We start from the raw sequence: 15731 nt of genomic DNA, 5'->3' as shown, positions 1-15731 counted from the left end.
AAGGTACACCATGCGCGGTGACAGCGCCGAATGGAGCGTGCAAAGCCGCCGAATGTCGCCTCAGGGTCGGCGTGTTGCAATGTCAATCATCATGAACGTCCTGCCCACCCTCTACCTCTCCCACGGCTCGCCGATGATCGCGATCGAGCGTTCGCCGGCCAGTGACTTCCTCGACGGGCTCGGTGCGCGCATCGAGCGCGAGTTTGGCCGTCCGCGCGCTGCGCTGGTCGTCTCGCCGCACACCGCGACGCGCCGCCCGGTGGTGCTGGCCGAGCGCAAGCACGGGGCGATCCACGACTTCGGCGGCTTCCCGGCCGAGCTCTACGAACAGCAGTACGACGCCCAGGGCGACCCGCAGCTGGCGGTCGATGTGGCGCGGCGGCTGACCGAGGCGGGCATCGCCACCGAAGCGGTGGCCGCTGGCGGCCTGGACCATGGCATCTGGACGCTGCTCAAGCGCATGTGGCCCGCCGCCGAGGTGCCGGTGGTGCCGCTGTCGCTGGTGCCGAACTGGACGCCGCGCCAGCAGTGGGCCATCGGCGCGGCCCTGGCCCCGCTGGCCGCCGAGGGCGTGCTGATCATCGGCAGCGGCGCGATGACGCACAACCTGCGGCGCTTCTTTGGCCACCGCGGGGCCGTGGAGCGGTCGGTCGAGCCCGATGTGGCGGCCTTCCGCGACTGGGTGGTCGAGCGCGGCGCGGCGCGCGACTGGGAGGCGCTGTGGGACTACCGCCGCCAGGCGCCCCACGCGGCCGAGCAGCACCCCACCGACGAGCACTGGCTGCCCTTCTACGTGGCGGCCGGAGCGGGCGGTGCCGACCACGCCGCGCTGCGCATCCATGACAGCGTCGACGCCGGCCTGCTGGCGATGGACGGCTTTGCCTTCGGCCCGGCCGCGACGCAGCTCGCTGCCTGATCGACCGGCCTGATCGACCCGCCTGATCGACCCGCCTGATCGACCCGCCGCGTCGGCACCCTGCTCAGGCCGGGTTGTCGATGTCGATGTGCTGGTGCGCCAGCCCGAAGTGCTGCGCCAGATGGGCGCCGAGCGCCTCGGCGCCGTAGCGCTCGGTGGCGTGGTGGCCGCAGGCCAGGTAGGCCACGCCGGTCTCGCGGGCGTAGTGCGCCTGCGGTTCGGAGATCTCGCCGGTCAGGTAGACGTCCGCCCCCGCCGCGATGGCCGACTCGAACCAGCCCTGCGCGCCGCCGGTGCACCAGGCCACCCGCTGCAGCGGCCGGCCGTCGCCGGGCAGCAGTACGGGGGTGCGCCCCAGCCGCTCGCCGACGTGGCGGGCCAGCTGGGCAGCGTCGCCGATGCCCGCCGGCGGGCTACCCAGCCAGCCCAGCTGCTGCTCGCCAAAGCGGCCCTGCGCCGTGAAGCCCAGCCGCTGGCCGAGCTGTGCGTTGTTGCCCAGCTCGGCATGCGCGTCCAGCGGCAGGTGGTAGGCGTAGAGGTTGATGTCATGCTGCAGCAGCCGGGCCAGGCGCTGCTTCATCCAGCCAGTGACGCGCCCGTCCTGGCCGCGCCAGAACAGGCCGTGGTGGACCAGGAGAGCGTCTGCCCCGGCCGCGATGGCCGCGTCGATCAGGGCCACGCTGGCGGTCACCCCGGTGACGAGGCGGCGGATCGTCTCCCGCCCCTCCACCTGCAGGCCGTTCGGCCCATAATCGCTGAAGCGAGGCACCTCCAGCAGTTGGTCCAGGTGGGCAGTGAGTGCGTCGCGACGGGTTTCCACGGCGGTAGATCCTTCATTTCCTGACATGCGCAGGCTCTGGCTCGTATTCTCGCAAGCCGTCACCGTGGCGGTGGCGGTGGTCTTCGTGCTGGCCACGTTGCAGCCGCAGTGGCTGGCCGGGCGCAGCAGCGCGGCGGGCGTGCAGGTGATGGTGCACAGCGCGCCAGCGGGCGCACGGGGCGCCTCGGCCGACGCGCCGGTGACGGGGCATGCCCTGGCGGCGCGCCAGGCGGCACCGTCGGTGGTCAGCGTGCTGACGCAGGGCGCGCAGACCCGGTCGCCGCACGCCGCGGAGCCCTGGTTCAAGCGCTACTTCGGCGAGCCCGAGTCGGGCATGGGCTCGGCGGTGATCGTCAGTGCGGATGGCTACCTGCTGACCAACAACCACGTGGTCGAAGATACCCAGCGCATCGAGGTGGTGCTGGCGGATGGACGCCGCACACCGGCCAAGGTGGTGGGCACCGACCCGGAGAGCGACCTCGCGGTGCTGAAGATCGAGGCACAGGGCCTGCCGGCCATCACCTTCGGCGATGCCGAGGCGCTGCAGGTGGGCGACGTTGTGCTGGCCATCGGCAACCCCTTCAACGTCGGGCAGACGGTGACGGCAGGCATCGTCAGTGCGCTGGGCCGCAACGGGCTGGGGCTGAACACCTTCGAGAATTTCATCCAGACCGATGCCGCCATCAACCCGGGCAACTCGGGTGGCGCGCTGGTGGACACCGGCGGACACCTGATGGGCATCAACACCGCGATCTACTCGCGCTCGGGCGGCAGCATGGGCATCGGCTTCGCGATCCCCGTGACCACCGCGCGCCAGGTCATGGACGGCCTGATCCGCGATGGCGTGGTCACGCGTGGCTGGATCGGCGTGCAGCCCAGCGACCTCAGCGCCGAGCGCGCGGCGGCGCTCAAGCTCGGCACCGAGCAGGGCGTGTTGATCAGTGGGGTGCTCAACGACGGCCCGGCCAGCGCCGCAGGCGTGCGTCCGGGCGACGTGGTGGTGCGCGTGGCCGGCCGGCCGGTGGCCAACACAGGCCAGCTGCTGAACGCGGTGGCGGCGCTCAAGCCGAAGCAACCCGCCAAGCTCTCGGTCGTGCGCGAAGGTCGTTCGATCGAGTTGACTGTGCAGATCGCGCAGCGGCCGAAGGCCGTCGCCTCCAACCGGCGCGCCGACGACGAGGGCCAGTGACGCAGCAGTGGTGGCGCAGCGCGCGGCTGCCTAGCTTGATTGCGCCTTGTCGGCGGCAGCCTCGTCGTCCGGCGCCTTCGTGTGGCGGATGAAGAACTGCGCGCCAATGATGCCGAACTCGTAAAGCAGGCCCATCGGGATTAGCAGGGCCACCATCGACACGGCATCGGGCGGTGTCACCAAGCCGGCTGCGGCAGCCGCCGCGACCCAGAAGTAGCGCCGCCACTCGCGCAACTGCTCGACGGTGACGATGCCCAGGCGCGCCAGGATGATGACTGCTACAGGCACCTCGAAGGCCACGCCGAAGGCCAGGAACATCGTGATGACGAAGTCGAGGTAGGCCTCGATGTCCGGGCTCACGGCCACCGAGGTGGGCGCCATCGACTGGATGGCTGGGAAGGCCTGGCCGAAGACGAAGAAGTAGCAGAACGCCACGCCGGTGTAGAACAGCAGCGTGCTGGTCACCACCAGCGGCATCACCAGGCGCTTCTCGTGCTTGTACAGGCCGGGCGCGACGAAGGCCCAGACCTGGTAGAGCACCCAGGGCAGCGCGGCACCGAAGCCGGCCAGCAGCGTGACCTTGATGGGAATCAGGAAGGGCGAGACGACGCCGACGGCGATCATCTTCGACCCGGAGGGCAGCGCGGCCACCAGCGGGCGGGCCAGCAGGTCGTACATGCCCGAGGGGCCGGGATAGAGGCACAGCAGTGCGAAGACCGCCGCCACGCCATAGACCGCCTTGAGCAGGCGATCGCGCAGCTCGATCAGGTGGCTGACGAAGGGCTGTTCGGTGCCGGCCAGTTCGTCATCATGCTTGCCGGGATCTTGGGAAGAGGGGCTCGAACTCACGGCAGGCGCCCGGCGGCGGGCTCAGGGGTGGGGGATGGGCGGCGCACCGGCTCGCAACCGGCGAGCGGCACGGGTCGCTGGTGCTCGTGCATCAGCCGGGGCTGCGCCGCGGCCGGTGACGTGCAACCCGCGCTGCGCCGGATTGCACGTGCTGGCGCACACCCTGGCGCTGCTTGTACCAGCGCGGCATGGCACCGCGCTTGACGCGCCAGTGCTTGTTCGGGCGCTGGTACACCGGCGGTGGGTCTTCCCAGCGGAAGGTGTCGTCGTCCGTGCTGGCCGACGGTGAGGGCGGCTCCAGGCTGCCCACGGCGTCGTTCACGTCCTGGGTCGCCTGGTTCAGCCCCTGGTTGACCGAGTCACCCACGTCGCGCGCAGCGGTCTCGAACTCGCGCTTGACGCGGTTGAGTTCGTCGAGCTCCATCGAGCGGTTGACCTCGGCCTTCACGTCGGACACGTAGCGCTGGGCACGCCCGAGCATCGTGCCAGCCATGCGGGCCACGCGCGGCAGCCGCTCCGGGCCGATCACGACCAAGGCAATGCCGCCGATCAGCAACAGCTTGGAAACGCCGATGTCGAGCATGCGCTCAGGTCCTCAGGCCAAGGGGGCGACGGCGACGTGAAGTCAGGACTTCGTCTTGGCTTCGACGTCGATGGTCTGGCCATCGGCACGCCGTTCGGCGGTGACCTGCTGGGCAGGGGCTGCCGCAGCGGAGGATTCGGCCGCGGCCTTGTCGCCGTCCTTCATGCCGTCCTTGAAACCCTTGACGGCGCCGCCGAGGTCGGAGCCGATGTTCTTGAGCTTCTTCGTACCGAAGATCAGCACGATGATGACGAGGAAGATGATCAGGTGGGTGGTCGAGAAAGCGCCCATGAGACTGCTCCGGTATGGGAAACGCCACCGGCCATACCGGCCGGAGAGCGGGAGATTCTAGGTCAGGCGGTTCTGCCTCGTGTCAGCCGTGTTTCCAGGGCCGCGGGCCGCCCATCACGTGCAGGTGCAGGTGGTAGACCTCCTGCCCGCCGTCGCGGCCGGTGTTGATGACGGTGCGGAACCCGTTGTCCGCGCCCTGCTCGCGTGCCAGCTTCGGCGCCAGCGTCAGCATGCGGCCCAGCAGGGCATGGTGTGAGGCATCCGCCTCGTCCAGGCTGGGCAGGTGCAGCTTGGGGATGATCAGCAGGTGCACCGGGGCCGCCGGGCGGATGTCCTTGAAGGCGAGCAGCTCGTCGTCCTCGTAGACCTTCTGGCAGGGGATCTCTCCGGCAGCGATCTTGCAGAAGATGCAGTCAGGGTCGCGGTTCATGGTCATTCGTTCGCTTCAAACGGGAAGGGAAGAAAGGGGCGTTGAGGTTCCTGTCACGTGGCGGGTTTCGCGCTGCGCTGGGCAAACTCCTGCAGGCCCGACAGGCCCTCGCGGCGCGCCAGCTCGGCCACCACGTCGGCGGGCGTCAGGCCGAAGTGCGCCAGGGCCACCATCGAGTGGAACCACAGGTCGGCCACCTCATAGACGATCTTGGCGGCGTCGCCGTCCTTGCCGGCCAGCACCACCTCGGTGGCTTCTTCGCCGACCTTCTTCAGGATGGTGTCGGTGCCCTTGTGGAACAGGCGGGCGACATAGCTCTTCTCGGGGTCGCCGCCGCGGCGCGAGGCGATCACTTCGGCCACGCGGGCCAGCACGTCGGCCGAGTCGAGGGGGCCCAGGGTGCCGAGGGCGGGCAGCGTCGGGGTGTCGCTCATCGATCAATCATCGGTAGATGCTCTTCGGGTCTTTCAGCACCGGCTCGACGCTGTGCCACTCGTCGCCCTCCAGGCGCTGGAAGAAGCAGGAGTGCCGGCCGGTGTGGCAGGCGATGCCGGGCTCGTGGCCGCGCTGCTCGACGGTCAGCAGGATCACGTCCTCGTCGCAGTCCAGGCGGATGTCGTGCACCTTCTGCACATGGCCGGATTCCTCGCCCTTGTGCCAGAGCCGCGCGCGCGAGCGGCTGAAGTACACGGCCTCGCCGAGTTCGACGGTCCGTGCCAGTGCCTCGCGGTTCATCCACGCGAACATCAGCACGTCCTTGCTGCCGAGTTCCTGAGCGATCACCGGCACCAGGCCGTCGGCCGTCCAGGCCACCTTGTCGAGCCAATCCATGGCGGCGAGTGTATCCGGCGGGATGTGACAGGCGCCACGCCGGGCCTGCCCGTCGGGCCGTTTCGCGACAATGCGGCCATGACCTCGATTGCCGCTCCCGCCGCCGCAGCAGCTTCCACCGCGTCCGTCGCCTCGGCCCTGTCCGACGGCCTGCGTCGGACAGGCTCCTCTCCCCTGCTCGTCACGATGGGCGATGCCCTGGGCATCGGGCCGGAGATCATCGTGCGGGCTGCGCTGCAAGGGGCCTTTGCGCCGGATGCCCAGGGTCCGGTGGCGGTGCTGGGCTCGTCGGCGGTGCTGCAGCGCGCCGCGGCCGTGCTGCGCCAACGTGCCGATGTGCCCGGGCTGGTGATCGCGCGCATCGATCACCCGGCGGACCTGCCCGACGTGCCGGCGGGGGCCTTGGCCGTGCTGGAGCCCGAAGCGAGACCCGAGGGCTGGGACGGGCTGGCCGGGCTGCCCTGGGGCCAGGTCGATGCCCGTGCGGGGCGCGCGGCGGCGGCCTGCATCCGCCAGGCGGTGGCCTGGACGATGGCCGGCGCGGCGGCCGGTGTGGTGACCGCACCGATCCACAAGGAGGCGCTGGCCGCAGCCGGTGAGCCCTACCCCGGCCACACCGAGATGCTGGCGGCCGAGAGCGGCTGGCATGGCCAGCCGGCCGATGTGCGCATGATGCTGGCCAACCAGGAGCTGAAAACGGTGCTGGTGACGGTGCACTGCGCGCTGCGTGAGGCGATCGAGCGCATCGACGTGGAGGCCGTGCTGTCGACCCTGCGCATTTCGCATGCCGCGGCGCGGACCTGGGGCCAGGCCGCCGCGCGCATCGCGGTGGCGGGGTTGAACCCGCATGCAGGCGAGGGCGGGCTGTTCGGCCGCGAGGAGATCGAGGTGATCGCGCCGGCCATCGCGGCAGCGCGGGCCGAGGGCATCGACGCGCGCGGGCCCTTTGCGCCCGACACGGTGTTCATGCGGGCCCGGCGCGGCGAGTTCGACCTGGTGATCGCGATGTACCACGACCAGGGGCTGATCCCGGTGAAGTACCTGGGCGTGGAGGAGGGCGTCAACGTGACGCTGGGCCTGCCCTTTGTGCGCACCAGCCCCGACCACGGCACGGCCTTCGACCTGGCCGGTACGGGCCGCGCTGATGCATCGAGCCTGGTGGCCGCGCTGCGCATGGCGCGCCGCCTGGTGCAGGGGCGTGTGGCAGCCTGATCGGGCGGATCAGGTTCTCAGCGCAGCAGGAAGAAGTCCGCCGCAGTGCCGGCGAAGACCGCGAAGCCGACCCAGTGGTTGAGGCGGAAGGCGCGGAAGCAGCCGTCGCGGCTGCGGTCGCGGATCAGGCCGTAGTGCCACACCACCTGGCCCGCGGCCACACCCAGCCCGAGCGCGTAGGGCCAGCCCAACCCGGCGCTTGCGCCCAGCCAGGCCCAGGCGAGCAGGTAGATGGCGTAGAAGGCCATCACCCCGATCACGTCGAAGCGGCCCAGCGTCAGCGCGGAGGTCTGGATGCCGATGTGCAGGTCGTCGTCACGGTCGACCATCGCGTACTCAGTGTCGTAGGCCAGCACCCAGAACAGGTTGCCGGCGAGCAGCCACCAGGCCTCGGCGGGCACCTCGTTGCGGGTGGCGGCGTAGGCCATCGGGATGCCGAAGCTGAAGGCCACCCCCAGCACCGCCTGCGGCATCGCGACCAGCCGCTTGGCGTAGGGGTAGGCCAGGGCGATGCCCAGCGCCGCAAAGGACCAGGCGATGGTCAGCGCGTTGGTGGTGAGCACCAGCACGAAGGCCAGCGCCGCCAGCACGGCGCCGACGGCCAGCGCCTCGCTGGGGGCCAGCGCGCCGCTCGTGACCGGGCGCTGGGCGGTGCGCTTGACGTGGCGGTCGAACTCGCGGTCGGCCACGTCGTTGATGCAGCAGCCGGCACTGCGCATCAGGATGGTGCCCAGCGTGAAGACGATCACCAGGTGCCAACCCGGGAAGCCGCGGGCAGCGAGCCAGAGCGCCGCCAGCGTCGGCCACAGCAGCAGCAGCCAGCCGGCCGGGCGGTTCCAGCGGATCAGGTCGAGGTACAGCGCAAGACGGGGGGGGCGCAGGGCGGTGGCATCCATCGGCCGGCATTATCCGGCCGATGGGGGCTGGCCGGTCAGATGATCGTGGCCGGCATCATCGTCGCGAGGTCGGCGGTCTGGGTGTGGCCGAGCGAGAAGTCGCGCGGCAGCGTCGGGCGGTCACGGCCGGTCCAGGTCATCGCGAAATGCAGTACCTGGTCGGCCGGCAGCGGCTTGGCCACGTAGTAGCCCTGCACGATGTCGCAGCCCTCGGCCTCCAGCACCTTGACCTGGGCCGGCTCCTCCACGCCCTCGGCGACGGTGGACATGCGCAGCGCCTTGGCCAGCGCCAGGATGTTGCGCACGATGGCGCGGGCATCCCGGCTGACGAGCAGCTCGCGCACGAAGGCACGGTCGATCTTGAGCGTGTCGAAGGGGAAGCGCCGCAGGCAGGCCAGCGACGAGTAACCGGTGCCGAAGTCGTCCAGCGCGATGGCCACGCCCAGGCGGCGCAGCGCATGCAGGCGCCCCACCGTGCCGCGCGTCTCGTTGATGAAGACCGACTCGGTGATCTCCAGCTCCAGCCGGTGCGCCGCGAGGCCGGACACGCGCAGGGCGTTCTGGACCGCGTCGGGCAGGTTCTGCGCCATCACCTGGACGGGCGAGATGTTCACCGCCACCTGCAGCTCCTCCGGCCAACGCGCAGCGTGCACGCAGGCCTCCAGCATGGCCCATTCGCCGATGGCCAGGATCAGGCCGGCCTCCTCGGCCACCGGGATGAACTCGGCCGGCGGGATGTCGCCGTGCTCGGGGTGGTTCCAGCGCAGCAGGGCCTCGAAGCCCAGCACGCGCCAGGTGTTGAGGTCCACCTTGGGCTGGAAGTGCAGGTGCAGCTGCTTGCGCTCCAGCGCCTCGCGCAGGTCGCGCTCCAGGATCAGGCGGCGGCGCACCTGCTCGCCCATGCGCTGCGCGAAGAAGCGCATCGAGCCGGTGGCGTTGGCCTTGGCGTCGTACAGCGCCAGGTCGGCGTGCTGCATCATCTCGTCGACGCTCAGGCCGTCTTCCGGGAAGCGCGCGATGCCGATGCTCGCGCGCACGGGGATCTCGGCCCCCTGCGTGACGCAGGGCGGCTTCATCGCATCGAGGATCTGCTGGGCGATGCCTGCGACGTCGGCCTCGGTGGTGGCGGTGCGCAGCAGCACGGCAAACTCGTCGCCGCCCAGGCGGGCCACCACGTCGCTGCGGCCGTTGCCCACCGCATCGCGCAGGCGCTTGCCCACTTCGGTGAGCAGGACGTCGCCGGTGGCGTGCCCCAGCGTGTCGTTGACGTTCTTGAAGCCGTCCAGGTCCAGGCACATCACCGCGCCGCCGCCGCCGTAGCGCCGGGTGTGCTGCAGCGCCTTCTCCAGCAGCACGCGGAAATGGGCGCGGTTGGTCAGGCCGGTGAGGGTGTCGAAGTGCGCCAGCCAGGCCAGCTTGCGGTCAGCCATGCGCGCCTGCGTCACGTCGCGGGCCACGCCGCGCCAGCCCAGCGGGCGGCCCCGCTCGTCCACCAGTGGCTTGGCGGTGAGGGACCACCAGCGCTGCTTGCCGTCCAGCAGCAGGCTGACCTGGACGTCACGGAAAGGGTGGCCCTCGGTGAGCTTCTCGTGCAGCGCCAGCGTGGACTCGCGGTCGCTGTCGCTCATGCCCTTCTGCATCTCGCCGAGGATGCTCATCAGCCCCTTGCCCTCCAGGGCGGCCGTGTCGCGGCCCATGGCAAAGGCAAACTGCTTGGTGACGTGGCGTAGGCGCCCGCCGCCGTCGATCTCCCAGATCACGTCGCTGCCCTGCTCGGAGAAGTCGCGCAGCAGCAGTCCGATCAGCTGGTTCTGGTGCTCGCCCTTGACCTCAGCGCTCACGCTCGCGTGCAGGGCCTTGGTCACCGTGCCGCCCAGCACCACCGCCACGCCCGCGAGGGTGGCCCACTGCAGGGCCCCGATGCCGTAGACCAGCTGCGGGCTGATGGCCAGGGAGATCAGGCTGCCCAGGCTGAGGGTGCCCATGTAGGCCCAAGCGGCCCGCGGCAGCGTCGCCAGCCCCAGCGCACCGATGCACAGCATGCTGGCCAGGCTCATCATCACCAGCGTCTGCTGCGGGTGCGCCACGTGGTTGAGCAGCAGCACCGGTACCGCGCCCCACATCGCGCCCAGTGCGGCGGCCTGCGCCACCTGCAGGTTCAGGTCCTTGGTCGAGACGTCGACGCCGGTCTTGCTCTTGGCGCTCTTCTTGTTCCAGCGGTTCCAGCGCTCCAGCTGCACGCCATTGAGCATCAGCACGGCCACCATCCAGCCCAGCAGCAGCAGGTTGGACAGGGTCTGTGGCGAGGTCAGCCCCACCACCAGCATGTTGAGCAGGCTGGCCCCGGCGGCGTAGGGCTGGGCGCGCATCAGCGCCGCGTACTGCCGTCCCCGCACGCGCGCGGCGATGGACTCGTCCGTGGCCTGTACCGAGCGGCGCCGATCGGTGCTCCGACGCTGGGAGACGCGACGGGCCGGCGCAGAGGATGGGGCGGTGAGTGGGCGTGAGGCGGTCATGGCAGCGGGGTAAACGCCAGGACGCGTCCTTCCCGGCTCCGCTTGTTTCGGCGCCGGCCCGGCGACCTTGAGCGCCGCCAGGGGCCGCCTCGCCGTCCATCCCCTGTCCACGGGGGGCGTGGCTGCCTGTCGCGCCATCCCGGCGCCATCCCAGCGCCGCAGCCGCACCAAACTCAGGCGGTGAGCCGCTTCACGCCACTGAGCCGGCAGGCGTAGATCGCGTTGCGCAGGGCGGCAATCGCTTCGTAGCGCGTGAAGCTGCGCCGCCAGGCCAGCACCACCCGGCGCGTGGGCACCGGATCGGTGAAGGGGATGTAGCCCACCAGCGGTGCACCCTGGCTGGCTTCGGGCCGTGGAATCGACAGCTGCGGCACCACGGTGATACCCATGCCCGAGGCGACCATGTGCTTGATGGTCTCCAGCGAGGAGCCCTCGAAGCTCTTGCGGATGCCCTCCGCGTCGCTGGCAAAGCGGGCGAATTCCGGGCAGACCTCCAGCACGTGGTCGCGGAAGCAGTGGCCATTGCCCAGCAGCAGCATGGTCTCCTGCTTCAGCTCGGCCGACGAGATGCCCGATCGGGTCGCGAGCGGGTGTTTCACCGGCACGGCCACCATGAAGGGCTCGTCGTACAGCGGTGCGATCGCCAGGCCGGTGTCGGGAAAGGGCTCGGCCAGGATGGCGCAGTCCAGCTCGCCGGTGCGCAGCATCTCCAGCAGCCGCACGGTGAAGTTCTCCTGCAGCAGCAGCGGCATCTGCGGGACGCGCTCGATGGTGTGGCGGACCAGCTCGGGCAGCAGGTAGGGGCCGATGGTGTAGATCACCCCCAGGCGCAGCGGGCCAGCCAGCGGGTCCTTGCCGCGCCGGGCGATCTCCTTGATCGAGGCGGCGCTTTCCAGCGTCGCCTGGGCCTGGCGCACGATCTCGTCGCCCAGCGGGGTGACGCTCACCTCGCTGCCACCGCGCTCGAAGAGCTTGATTTCCAGCTCCTCCTCCAGCTTCTTGATGGCCACCGACAGCGTCGGCTGGGAGACGAAGCAGGCCTCGGCGGCTCGGCCGAAGTGTCGTTCACGGGCTACCGCCACGATGTATCGCAACTCGGTGAGGGTCATGTCGTTCTCCTGCCGTCGCGGCGTGGGCGCGCTGGGAGCATCGATTGTGGGCACAAATTCACGGGGTGGGATGGAGCGCTTTTCATGGCTTTTACCCGTATAGCCCGGAAGTACCATGCTGTACATCCCACTGAGGAGGGCGATATATGCAAAATCCACCCTCCGGGTGTCGGTGATACTGCGCCTGTATCGCTCACCGCTGCTACGCCTTGCTCGCCCGCTTCCTGTCCGATGCTCAAACGTATTCCCACTGAACAGCTGCGCCTGGGCATGCACATCCACGAGTTGTGCGGGTCCTGGATGGACCATCCGTTCTGGCGCAGCCGTTTCCTGCTCGACGACGCCCAGGACCTCAAGCGGCTGTGCAATTGCGGCATCCGCGAAGTCTGGATCGACACCGCCCGCGGGCTGGATGTGGTTGGCGGCGTCAGCGAGGCCGAGGCGGTCGAGGCGGTGGAGCGCGAACTGGTGGCGGTGGTCGAGGCCCCCATGCCCGAGATGCCGGTGAGCGCACGCGAGGAGTACGCGCGCGCCGCCCAGCTGTGCCGCCAGGCCAAGCAGCAAGTGCAGTCCCTGTACCAGGAGGCCCGGCTGGGGCGGGTGATCGAGCCCGACGGCTGCCTGCCACTGGTTGACGAGATCATCGGCTCGGTGGCGCGCAACCAGGGCGCGCTGGCCAGCCTGGTGCGGCTCAAGACACAGGACGAGTACACCTACCTCCATTCGGTGGCGGTGTGCACGCTGATGGTGGCGCTGGGGCGCACCCTGGGCCTTGGGCCGGACCAGCTGCGCGAGGTCGGCCTGGCCGGCCTGCTGCACGACATGGGCAAGGCACGCGTGCCGCTGGAGGTGCTGAACAAGCCGGGCCGGCTCACCGATGCCGAGTGGCAGCTGATGAAGCTGCACCCGGACTGGGGCCACGAGATGCTGACCGCCAGCGACGGCGTGTCGACCTTGATGCTCGACGTCTGCCTGCGCCACCACGAGAAGTTCGACGGCAGCGGCTATCCCGGCGGGCTGGCTGCTGACGCCATCCCGCTGCATGCGCGCATGGGGGCGGTCTGCGATGTTTACGACGCCATCACCTCTGCGCGGCCGTACAAGGCACCCTGGGATGCGGGCGACGCCGTGCGCCAGATGGCGCAGTGGAAGGGGCATTTCGACCCGAAGCTGTTCCAGGCCTTCGTCAAGACGGTGGGCATCTACCCGATCGGCACGCTGGTGCGGCTGCAGTCCGGCCGCCTGGGCGTGGTGATCGAGCAGCACGGGGGCTCGCTGCTGACGCCGCAGGTCAAGGTCTTCTTCTCGACGCTGGCCATGACGCGTTTCCCGCCCGAGCTGGTCGACCTGGCCCAGCCCGGCTGCAGTGACCGCATCGTCGGGGTGGAACTGGCCGAGCGCTGGGGCTTCCAGGACCTCAACTCGCTGTGGTTGGGGACGGCGGCGCCAGCTTGAGGCATGCTGGCGCAATGGCGTGCCAAAGTCAGGCCCGGCGGGCTGACTGGCCACGCGGCCGCCAGCGTGCCAGCATCAGCGCGTTGGTCAGCACGCTGATGCTGCTGGCCGCCATCGCGGCCCCGGCGATGACCGGGCTCAGGAAGCCCAGCGCCGCCAGCGGGATGCCGATCACGTTGTAGAAGAAGGCCCAGAACAGGTTCTGGCGGATCTTGCGCGTCGTGCGGCGCGAGATGTCGATGGCGTCGGCCACCGCGCGCGGGTCGCCGCGCATCAGCGTGATGCCGGCGGCCTGCATCGCCACGTCGGTGCCACTGCCGTCGGTGTGCGTGATCGCCAGTCCCACATCGGCGGCTGCCAGCGCCGGGGCGTCGTTCAGGCCGTCGCCCACCATGGCGACGCGTTCGCCCGGCGTTGCAGCGGCCTTCAGTGCATTGATGACGCCGGCCTTGTCGCCTGGCAGCACCTCGGCGCGCACCTCGTCGATGCCGATCTCGCGTGCCACCGCCTGCACCGCGTCGTGGTTGTCGCCGCTGAGCAGCAGGGTGCGCACCCCCAGCGCGTGCAGCTGTGCGATGGCATCGCGCGCCGTCGGCTTGACCGTGTCGCCAAAGGCCAGCGCCGCGAGCAGGCGCGGCGCTGCGGCATCGCTCACGTCGGCCAGCCACGCCAGCGTGTGCCCGGCGGCCTGCCAGGCCTGGGCGGATCCGGCCAGCGGCGCGAAGGCCGCCTCGCTCCGCCCTTGGCCCAGCCCAAGCCCTACCCCCAGCTCCTCCATCCAGCGCCGACTGCCCAGGCGCAGCGCGTGCTGCTCGACGCTCCCGGCCACGCCGCGGCCCGCCTGCGCACGCAGCTCGGTGGCCGTGCCGGTGGACAGGCCCTGCGTCCGCGCGGCGGCCAGCACTGCACGCGCCAGCGGGTGCTCGCTGCCGGCCTGCAGGGTGGCGCACCAGGTGAGCGCCTCGCGTTCGTCGACGCCGGGTGCAGCGGCAAAGCCCACCAGTGCCGGCCGGCCGGCGGTGAGCGTGCCGGTCTTGTCGAAGGCCACTGTGCGCACCGCGTGGGCCAGTTCCAACGCCTGGGCGTCCTTGATGAGGATGCCGTGGCGGGCCGCCACGCCGGTGCCTACCATGATCGCAGCCGGCGTCGCCAGGCCCAGCGCGCAGGGGCAGGCGATCACCAGCACCGCCACCGCGCGCAGCAGCGCCTCGGTCCAGTCACCCAGCAGCCAGCCGCTGCCCAGCAGCGTGAGCGCAGCGATGCCGACCACCACCGGCACGAACACCGCGGCCACCTGGTCCACCAGGCGCTGGATCGGCGCCTTCTTCGCCTGCGCCGATTCCACCAGCCGCACGATGCGCGCCAGCGTGGTTTCCGCGCCCACCGCGCGGGTGCGCACGATCAGCCGGCCTTCGCCGTTGACGGCACCGCCGGTGACGCGCTGGCCTACCTCGCGGGCCACGGGCAGGCTCTCACCGGTGAGCAGCGATTCGTCGACGTGGCTGGCGCCCTCGATCACCTCGCCGTCCACCGGGACGCGCTCGCCGGGGCGCACCACCACCACGTCGCCCACACGCAGCGCAGCGAGCGGCCGGTCTTCCTCCTGGCCGTCGGGCCGGCGCACATGGGCCGTTTCCGGGGCGAGGGCGCGCAGCGCATGGATGGCGTCCACAGTGCGGTGGCGCGCGCGCGCCTCCAGCCACTTGCCCAGCATCACCAGGGTGATCACCACCGCGGCGCTCTCAAAGTAGAGGTGCGGCATCCCACCCGGCTCGGCGCGCAGCAGCAGCCAGGCCGACAGCCCATAGGCCGCGCTGGTGCCGATGGCCACCAGCAGGTCCATGTTGCCGGTGCCGGCGCGCAGCGCATGCCAGCCGGCCCGGTAGAAGCGCGCGCCGAGCCAGAACTGCACGGGGGTGGCGAGCAGCCACTGCAGCCAACCGGGCAGCATCCAGTGCGCGCCGAGCAGGTCGCCGGCCATCGGCAACGCCAGCGGTGCGGCGAGCAGCGCGGCGATGACCACGCGCGGCCCCTCGCCCAGGCGGGCGGCGAGGCCGAGGCGGTCTGCGAGGTTTGCGCCGGCCGGCGCGGTACCTCCAGCCGTGCCGGGCGCAGCGTCTCCGAGCAGGCGGGCCTCGTAGCCCGCCTTCCCGATGGCGGCCAGCACGCCCGCCGCATCCTGGCTGCCCGCCGCGAGTCGCACGTGGGCCTGCTCGGTGGCGAGGTTGACCTCGGCGTCCAGCACGCCGGGCAGCTTGCGCAGCGCCCGCTCGACCCGCCCGACGCAGGAGGCGCAGGTCATGCCGCCCACCGCCACATCCAGCTCCAGCTGCGGCACCTGGTAGCCCGCCGCCTCGATGGCGCTCGCCAAGCGGGCGGGTGCCAGGCCGCGCGTGGCCTGCACGGTGACGCTGTCGGTGGCCAGGTTGACGGCCGCCGCCTCGACACCGTCCAGCTTGAGCAGTGCCCGCTCGATGCGGGTGGCGCAGGTGGCGCAGCTCATGCCCTGGACGGGGAGCTGCCAGGTCTGCACGGCCGCCGCAGCGGTGCGTGCCACGGGCGTCGTGGCCGCAGGGGCGGGAGTCTGGGGCGGCGGGGAGGGCATCATGGCCATTCAGTCTTGTCCTGCATCAA

General features: G+C 70.8%; 14 protein-coding genes and 2 pseudogenes. 4 read left to right on the top strand and 12 right to left on the bottom strand.

The window, feature by feature from the left end:
• Positions 1-91 precede the first annotated feature (91 nt).
• Entirely contained in the window at positions 92-916 is an 825-nt protein-coding gene (locus NGK70_RS19825; protein WP_251970200.1) for a dioxygenase family protein, read from the top strand.
• A 64-nt stretch (positions 917-980) separates the two neighbouring features.
• On the opposite strand, the gene NGK70_RS19820 is transcribed toward NGK70_RS19825, so the two are convergent.
• A complete protein-coding gene (locus NGK70_RS19820; RefSeq protein ID WP_428985537.1) occupies positions 981-1736 on the bottom strand; it encodes a Nif3-like dinuclear metal center hexameric protein in 756 nt (251 codons plus the stop codon).
• Positions 1737-1761: 25 nt separating this feature from the next.
• Between NGK70_RS19820 and NGK70_RS19815 the strand changes: the two genes are divergently transcribed.
• Positions 1762-2925: a S1C family serine protease gene (locus NGK70_RS19815; RefSeq protein WP_251970198.1), complete on the top strand. Its 1164-nt coding sequence runs from the start codon at positions 1762-1764 to the stop codon at positions 2923-2925.
• A gap of 30 nt (positions 2926-2955) precedes the next feature.
• Here NGK70_RS19815 and tatC read toward each other — a convergent pair whose 3' ends face one another.
• The 7 genes and pseudogenes from tatC to hisI all read right to left on the bottom strand — a co-directional run bounded on the left by tatC (position 2956) and on the right by hisI (position 5909).
• Entirely contained in the window at positions 2956-3774 is an 819-nt protein-coding gene (gene tatC, locus NGK70_RS19810; RefSeq protein WP_251970197.1) for a twin-arginine translocase subunit TatC, read from the bottom strand.
• A gap of 91 nt (positions 3775-3865) precedes the next feature.
• Positions 3866-4006 (bottom strand): annotated as a pseudogene (tatB, locus tag NGK70_RS26685) (Sec-independent protein translocase protein TatB); the annotation flags it as partial.
• A 128-nt stretch (positions 4007-4134) separates the two neighbouring features.
• Positions 4135-4357 (bottom strand): annotated as a pseudogene (gene tatB / locus NGK70_RS26680) (Sec-independent protein translocase protein TatB); the annotation flags it as partial.
• 42 nt (positions 4358-4399) lie between these two features.
• Complete coding sequence (tatA, locus tag NGK70_RS19800; protein WP_251970195.1) at positions 4400-4648, bottom strand: Sec-independent protein translocase subunit TatA; 249 nt, start codon at positions 4646-4648, stop codon at positions 4400-4402.
• A gap of 82 nt (positions 4649-4730) precedes the next feature.
• Positions 4731-5078 carry a histidine triad nucleotide-binding protein gene (locus NGK70_RS19795; protein WP_251970194.1) on the bottom strand — a complete coding sequence of 116 codons (348 nt, stop codon included), beginning with the start codon at positions 5076-5078 and terminating at the stop codon, positions 4731-4733.
• Positions 5079-5131: 53 nt separating this feature from the next.
• On the bottom strand, positions 5132-5512 hold the full coding sequence (locus NGK70_RS19790) for a phosphoribosyl-ATP diphosphatase (protein ID WP_251970193.1): 381 nt from the start codon (positions 5510-5512) through the stop codon (positions 5132-5134).
• A gap of 7 nt (positions 5513-5519) precedes the next feature.
• Complete coding sequence (gene hisI, locus NGK70_RS19785; RefSeq protein WP_251970192.1) at positions 5520-5909, bottom strand: phosphoribosyl-AMP cyclohydrolase; 390 nt, start codon at positions 5907-5909, stop codon at positions 5520-5522.
• Positions 5910-6095: 186 nt separating this feature from the next.
• Between hisI and pdxA the strand changes: the two genes are divergently transcribed.
• Complete coding sequence (gene pdxA / locus NGK70_RS19780) at positions 6096-7121, top strand: 4-hydroxythreonine-4-phosphate dehydrogenase PdxA (RefSeq protein ID WP_251973840.1); 1026 nt, start codon at positions 6096-6098, stop codon at positions 7119-7121.
• A 17-nt stretch (positions 7122-7138) separates the two neighbouring features.
• Here pdxA and ubiA read toward each other — a convergent pair whose 3' ends face one another.
• The 3 genes from ubiA to NGK70_RS19765 all read right to left on the bottom strand — a co-directional run bounded on the left by ubiA (position 7139) and on the right by NGK70_RS19765 (position 11642).
• A complete protein-coding gene (gene ubiA / locus NGK70_RS19775; RefSeq protein WP_251970191.1) occupies positions 7139-8017 on the bottom strand; it encodes a 4-hydroxybenzoate octaprenyltransferase in 879 nt (292 codons plus the stop codon).
• Between the two features lie 35 nt (positions 8018-8052).
• On the bottom strand, positions 8053-10533 hold the full coding sequence (locus NGK70_RS19770; protein WP_251970190.1) for a putative bifunctional diguanylate cyclase/phosphodiesterase: 2481 nt from the start codon (positions 10531-10533) through the stop codon (positions 8053-8055).
• 173 nt (positions 10534-10706) lie between these two features.
• Positions 10707-11642 (bottom strand): LysR substrate-binding domain-containing protein, encoded by a 936-nt coding sequence (locus tag NGK70_RS19765; protein ID WP_251970189.1) that lies wholly within the window; start codon positions 11640-11642, stop codon positions 10707-10709.
• 231 nt (positions 11643-11873) lie between these two features.
• On the opposite strand from NGK70_RS19765, the gene NGK70_RS19760 reads away from it, so the two are divergent.
• On the top strand, positions 11874-13097 hold the full coding sequence (locus NGK70_RS19760) for an HD-GYP domain-containing protein (RefSeq protein WP_251970188.1): 1224 nt from the start codon (positions 11874-11876) through the stop codon (positions 13095-13097).
• Positions 13098-13125: 28 nt separating this feature from the next.
• On the opposite strand, the gene NGK70_RS19755 is transcribed toward NGK70_RS19760, so the two are convergent.
• Complete coding sequence (locus tag NGK70_RS19755) at positions 13126-15702, bottom strand: heavy metal translocating P-type ATPase (protein ID WP_256490868.1); 2577 nt, start codon at positions 15700-15702, stop codon at positions 13126-13128.
• Positions 15703-15731: the final 29 nt, after the last annotated feature.

The organism is Sphaerotilus microaerophilus (assembly GCF_023734135.1).
Classification (GTDB): Bacteria; Pseudomonadota; Gammaproteobacteria; order Burkholderiales; family Burkholderiaceae_C; genus Sphaerotilus; species Sphaerotilus microaerophilus.
The sequence above is the reverse complement of the archived record's forward strand: the minus strand, read 5'-3'. Positions and strand labels throughout refer to the sequence as shown.

Bases quoted from the DNA above. Each gene is read 5' to 3' on its own strand.
- ubiA (WP_251970191.1), bottom strand. From the start codon at position 8,017: ATGGATGCCACCGCCCTGCGCCCCCCCCGTCTTGCGCTGTACCTCGAC.
- NGK70_RS19790 (WP_251970193.1), bottom strand. From the start codon at position 5,512: ATGAGCGACACCCCGACGCTGCCCGCCCTCGGCACCCTGGGCCCCCTC.
- NGK70_RS19760 (WP_251970188.1), top strand. From the start codon at position 11,874: ATGCTCAAACGTATTCCCACTGAACAGCTGCGCCTGGGCATGCACATC.
- NGK70_RS19770 (WP_251970190.1), bottom strand. From the start codon at position 10,533: ATGACCGCCTCACGCCCACTCACCGCCCCATCCTCTGCGCCGGCCCGT.
- hisI (WP_251970192.1), bottom strand. From the start codon at position 5,909: ATGGATTGGCTCGACAAGGTGGCCTGGACGGCCGACGGCCTGGTGCCG.
- NGK70_RS19755 (WP_256490868.1), bottom strand. From the start codon at position 15,702: ATGCCCTCCCCGCCGCCCCAGACTCCCGCCCCTGCGGCCACGACGCCC.
- NGK70_RS19795 (WP_251970194.1), bottom strand. From the start codon at position 5,078: ATGAACCGCGACCCTGACTGCATCTTCTGCAAGATCGCTGCCGGAGAG.
- NGK70_RS19815 (WP_251970198.1), top strand. From the start codon at position 1,762: ATGCGCAGGCTCTGGCTCGTATTCTCGCAAGCCGTCACCGTGGCGGTG.
- tatA (WP_251970195.1), bottom strand. From the start codon at position 4,648: ATGGGCGCTTTCTCGACCACCCACCTGATCATCTTCCTCGTCATCATC.
- NGK70_RS19765 (WP_251970189.1), bottom strand. From the start codon at position 11,642: ATGACCCTCACCGAGTTGCGATACATCGTGGCGGTAGCCCGTGAACGA.
- pdxA (WP_251973840.1), top strand. From the start codon at position 6,096: ATGGGCGATGCCCTGGGCATCGGGCCGGAGATCATCGTGCGGGCTGCG.
- NGK70_RS19825 (WP_251970200.1), top strand. From the start codon at position 92: ATGAACGTCCTGCCCACCCTCTACCTCTCCCACGGCTCGCCGATGATC.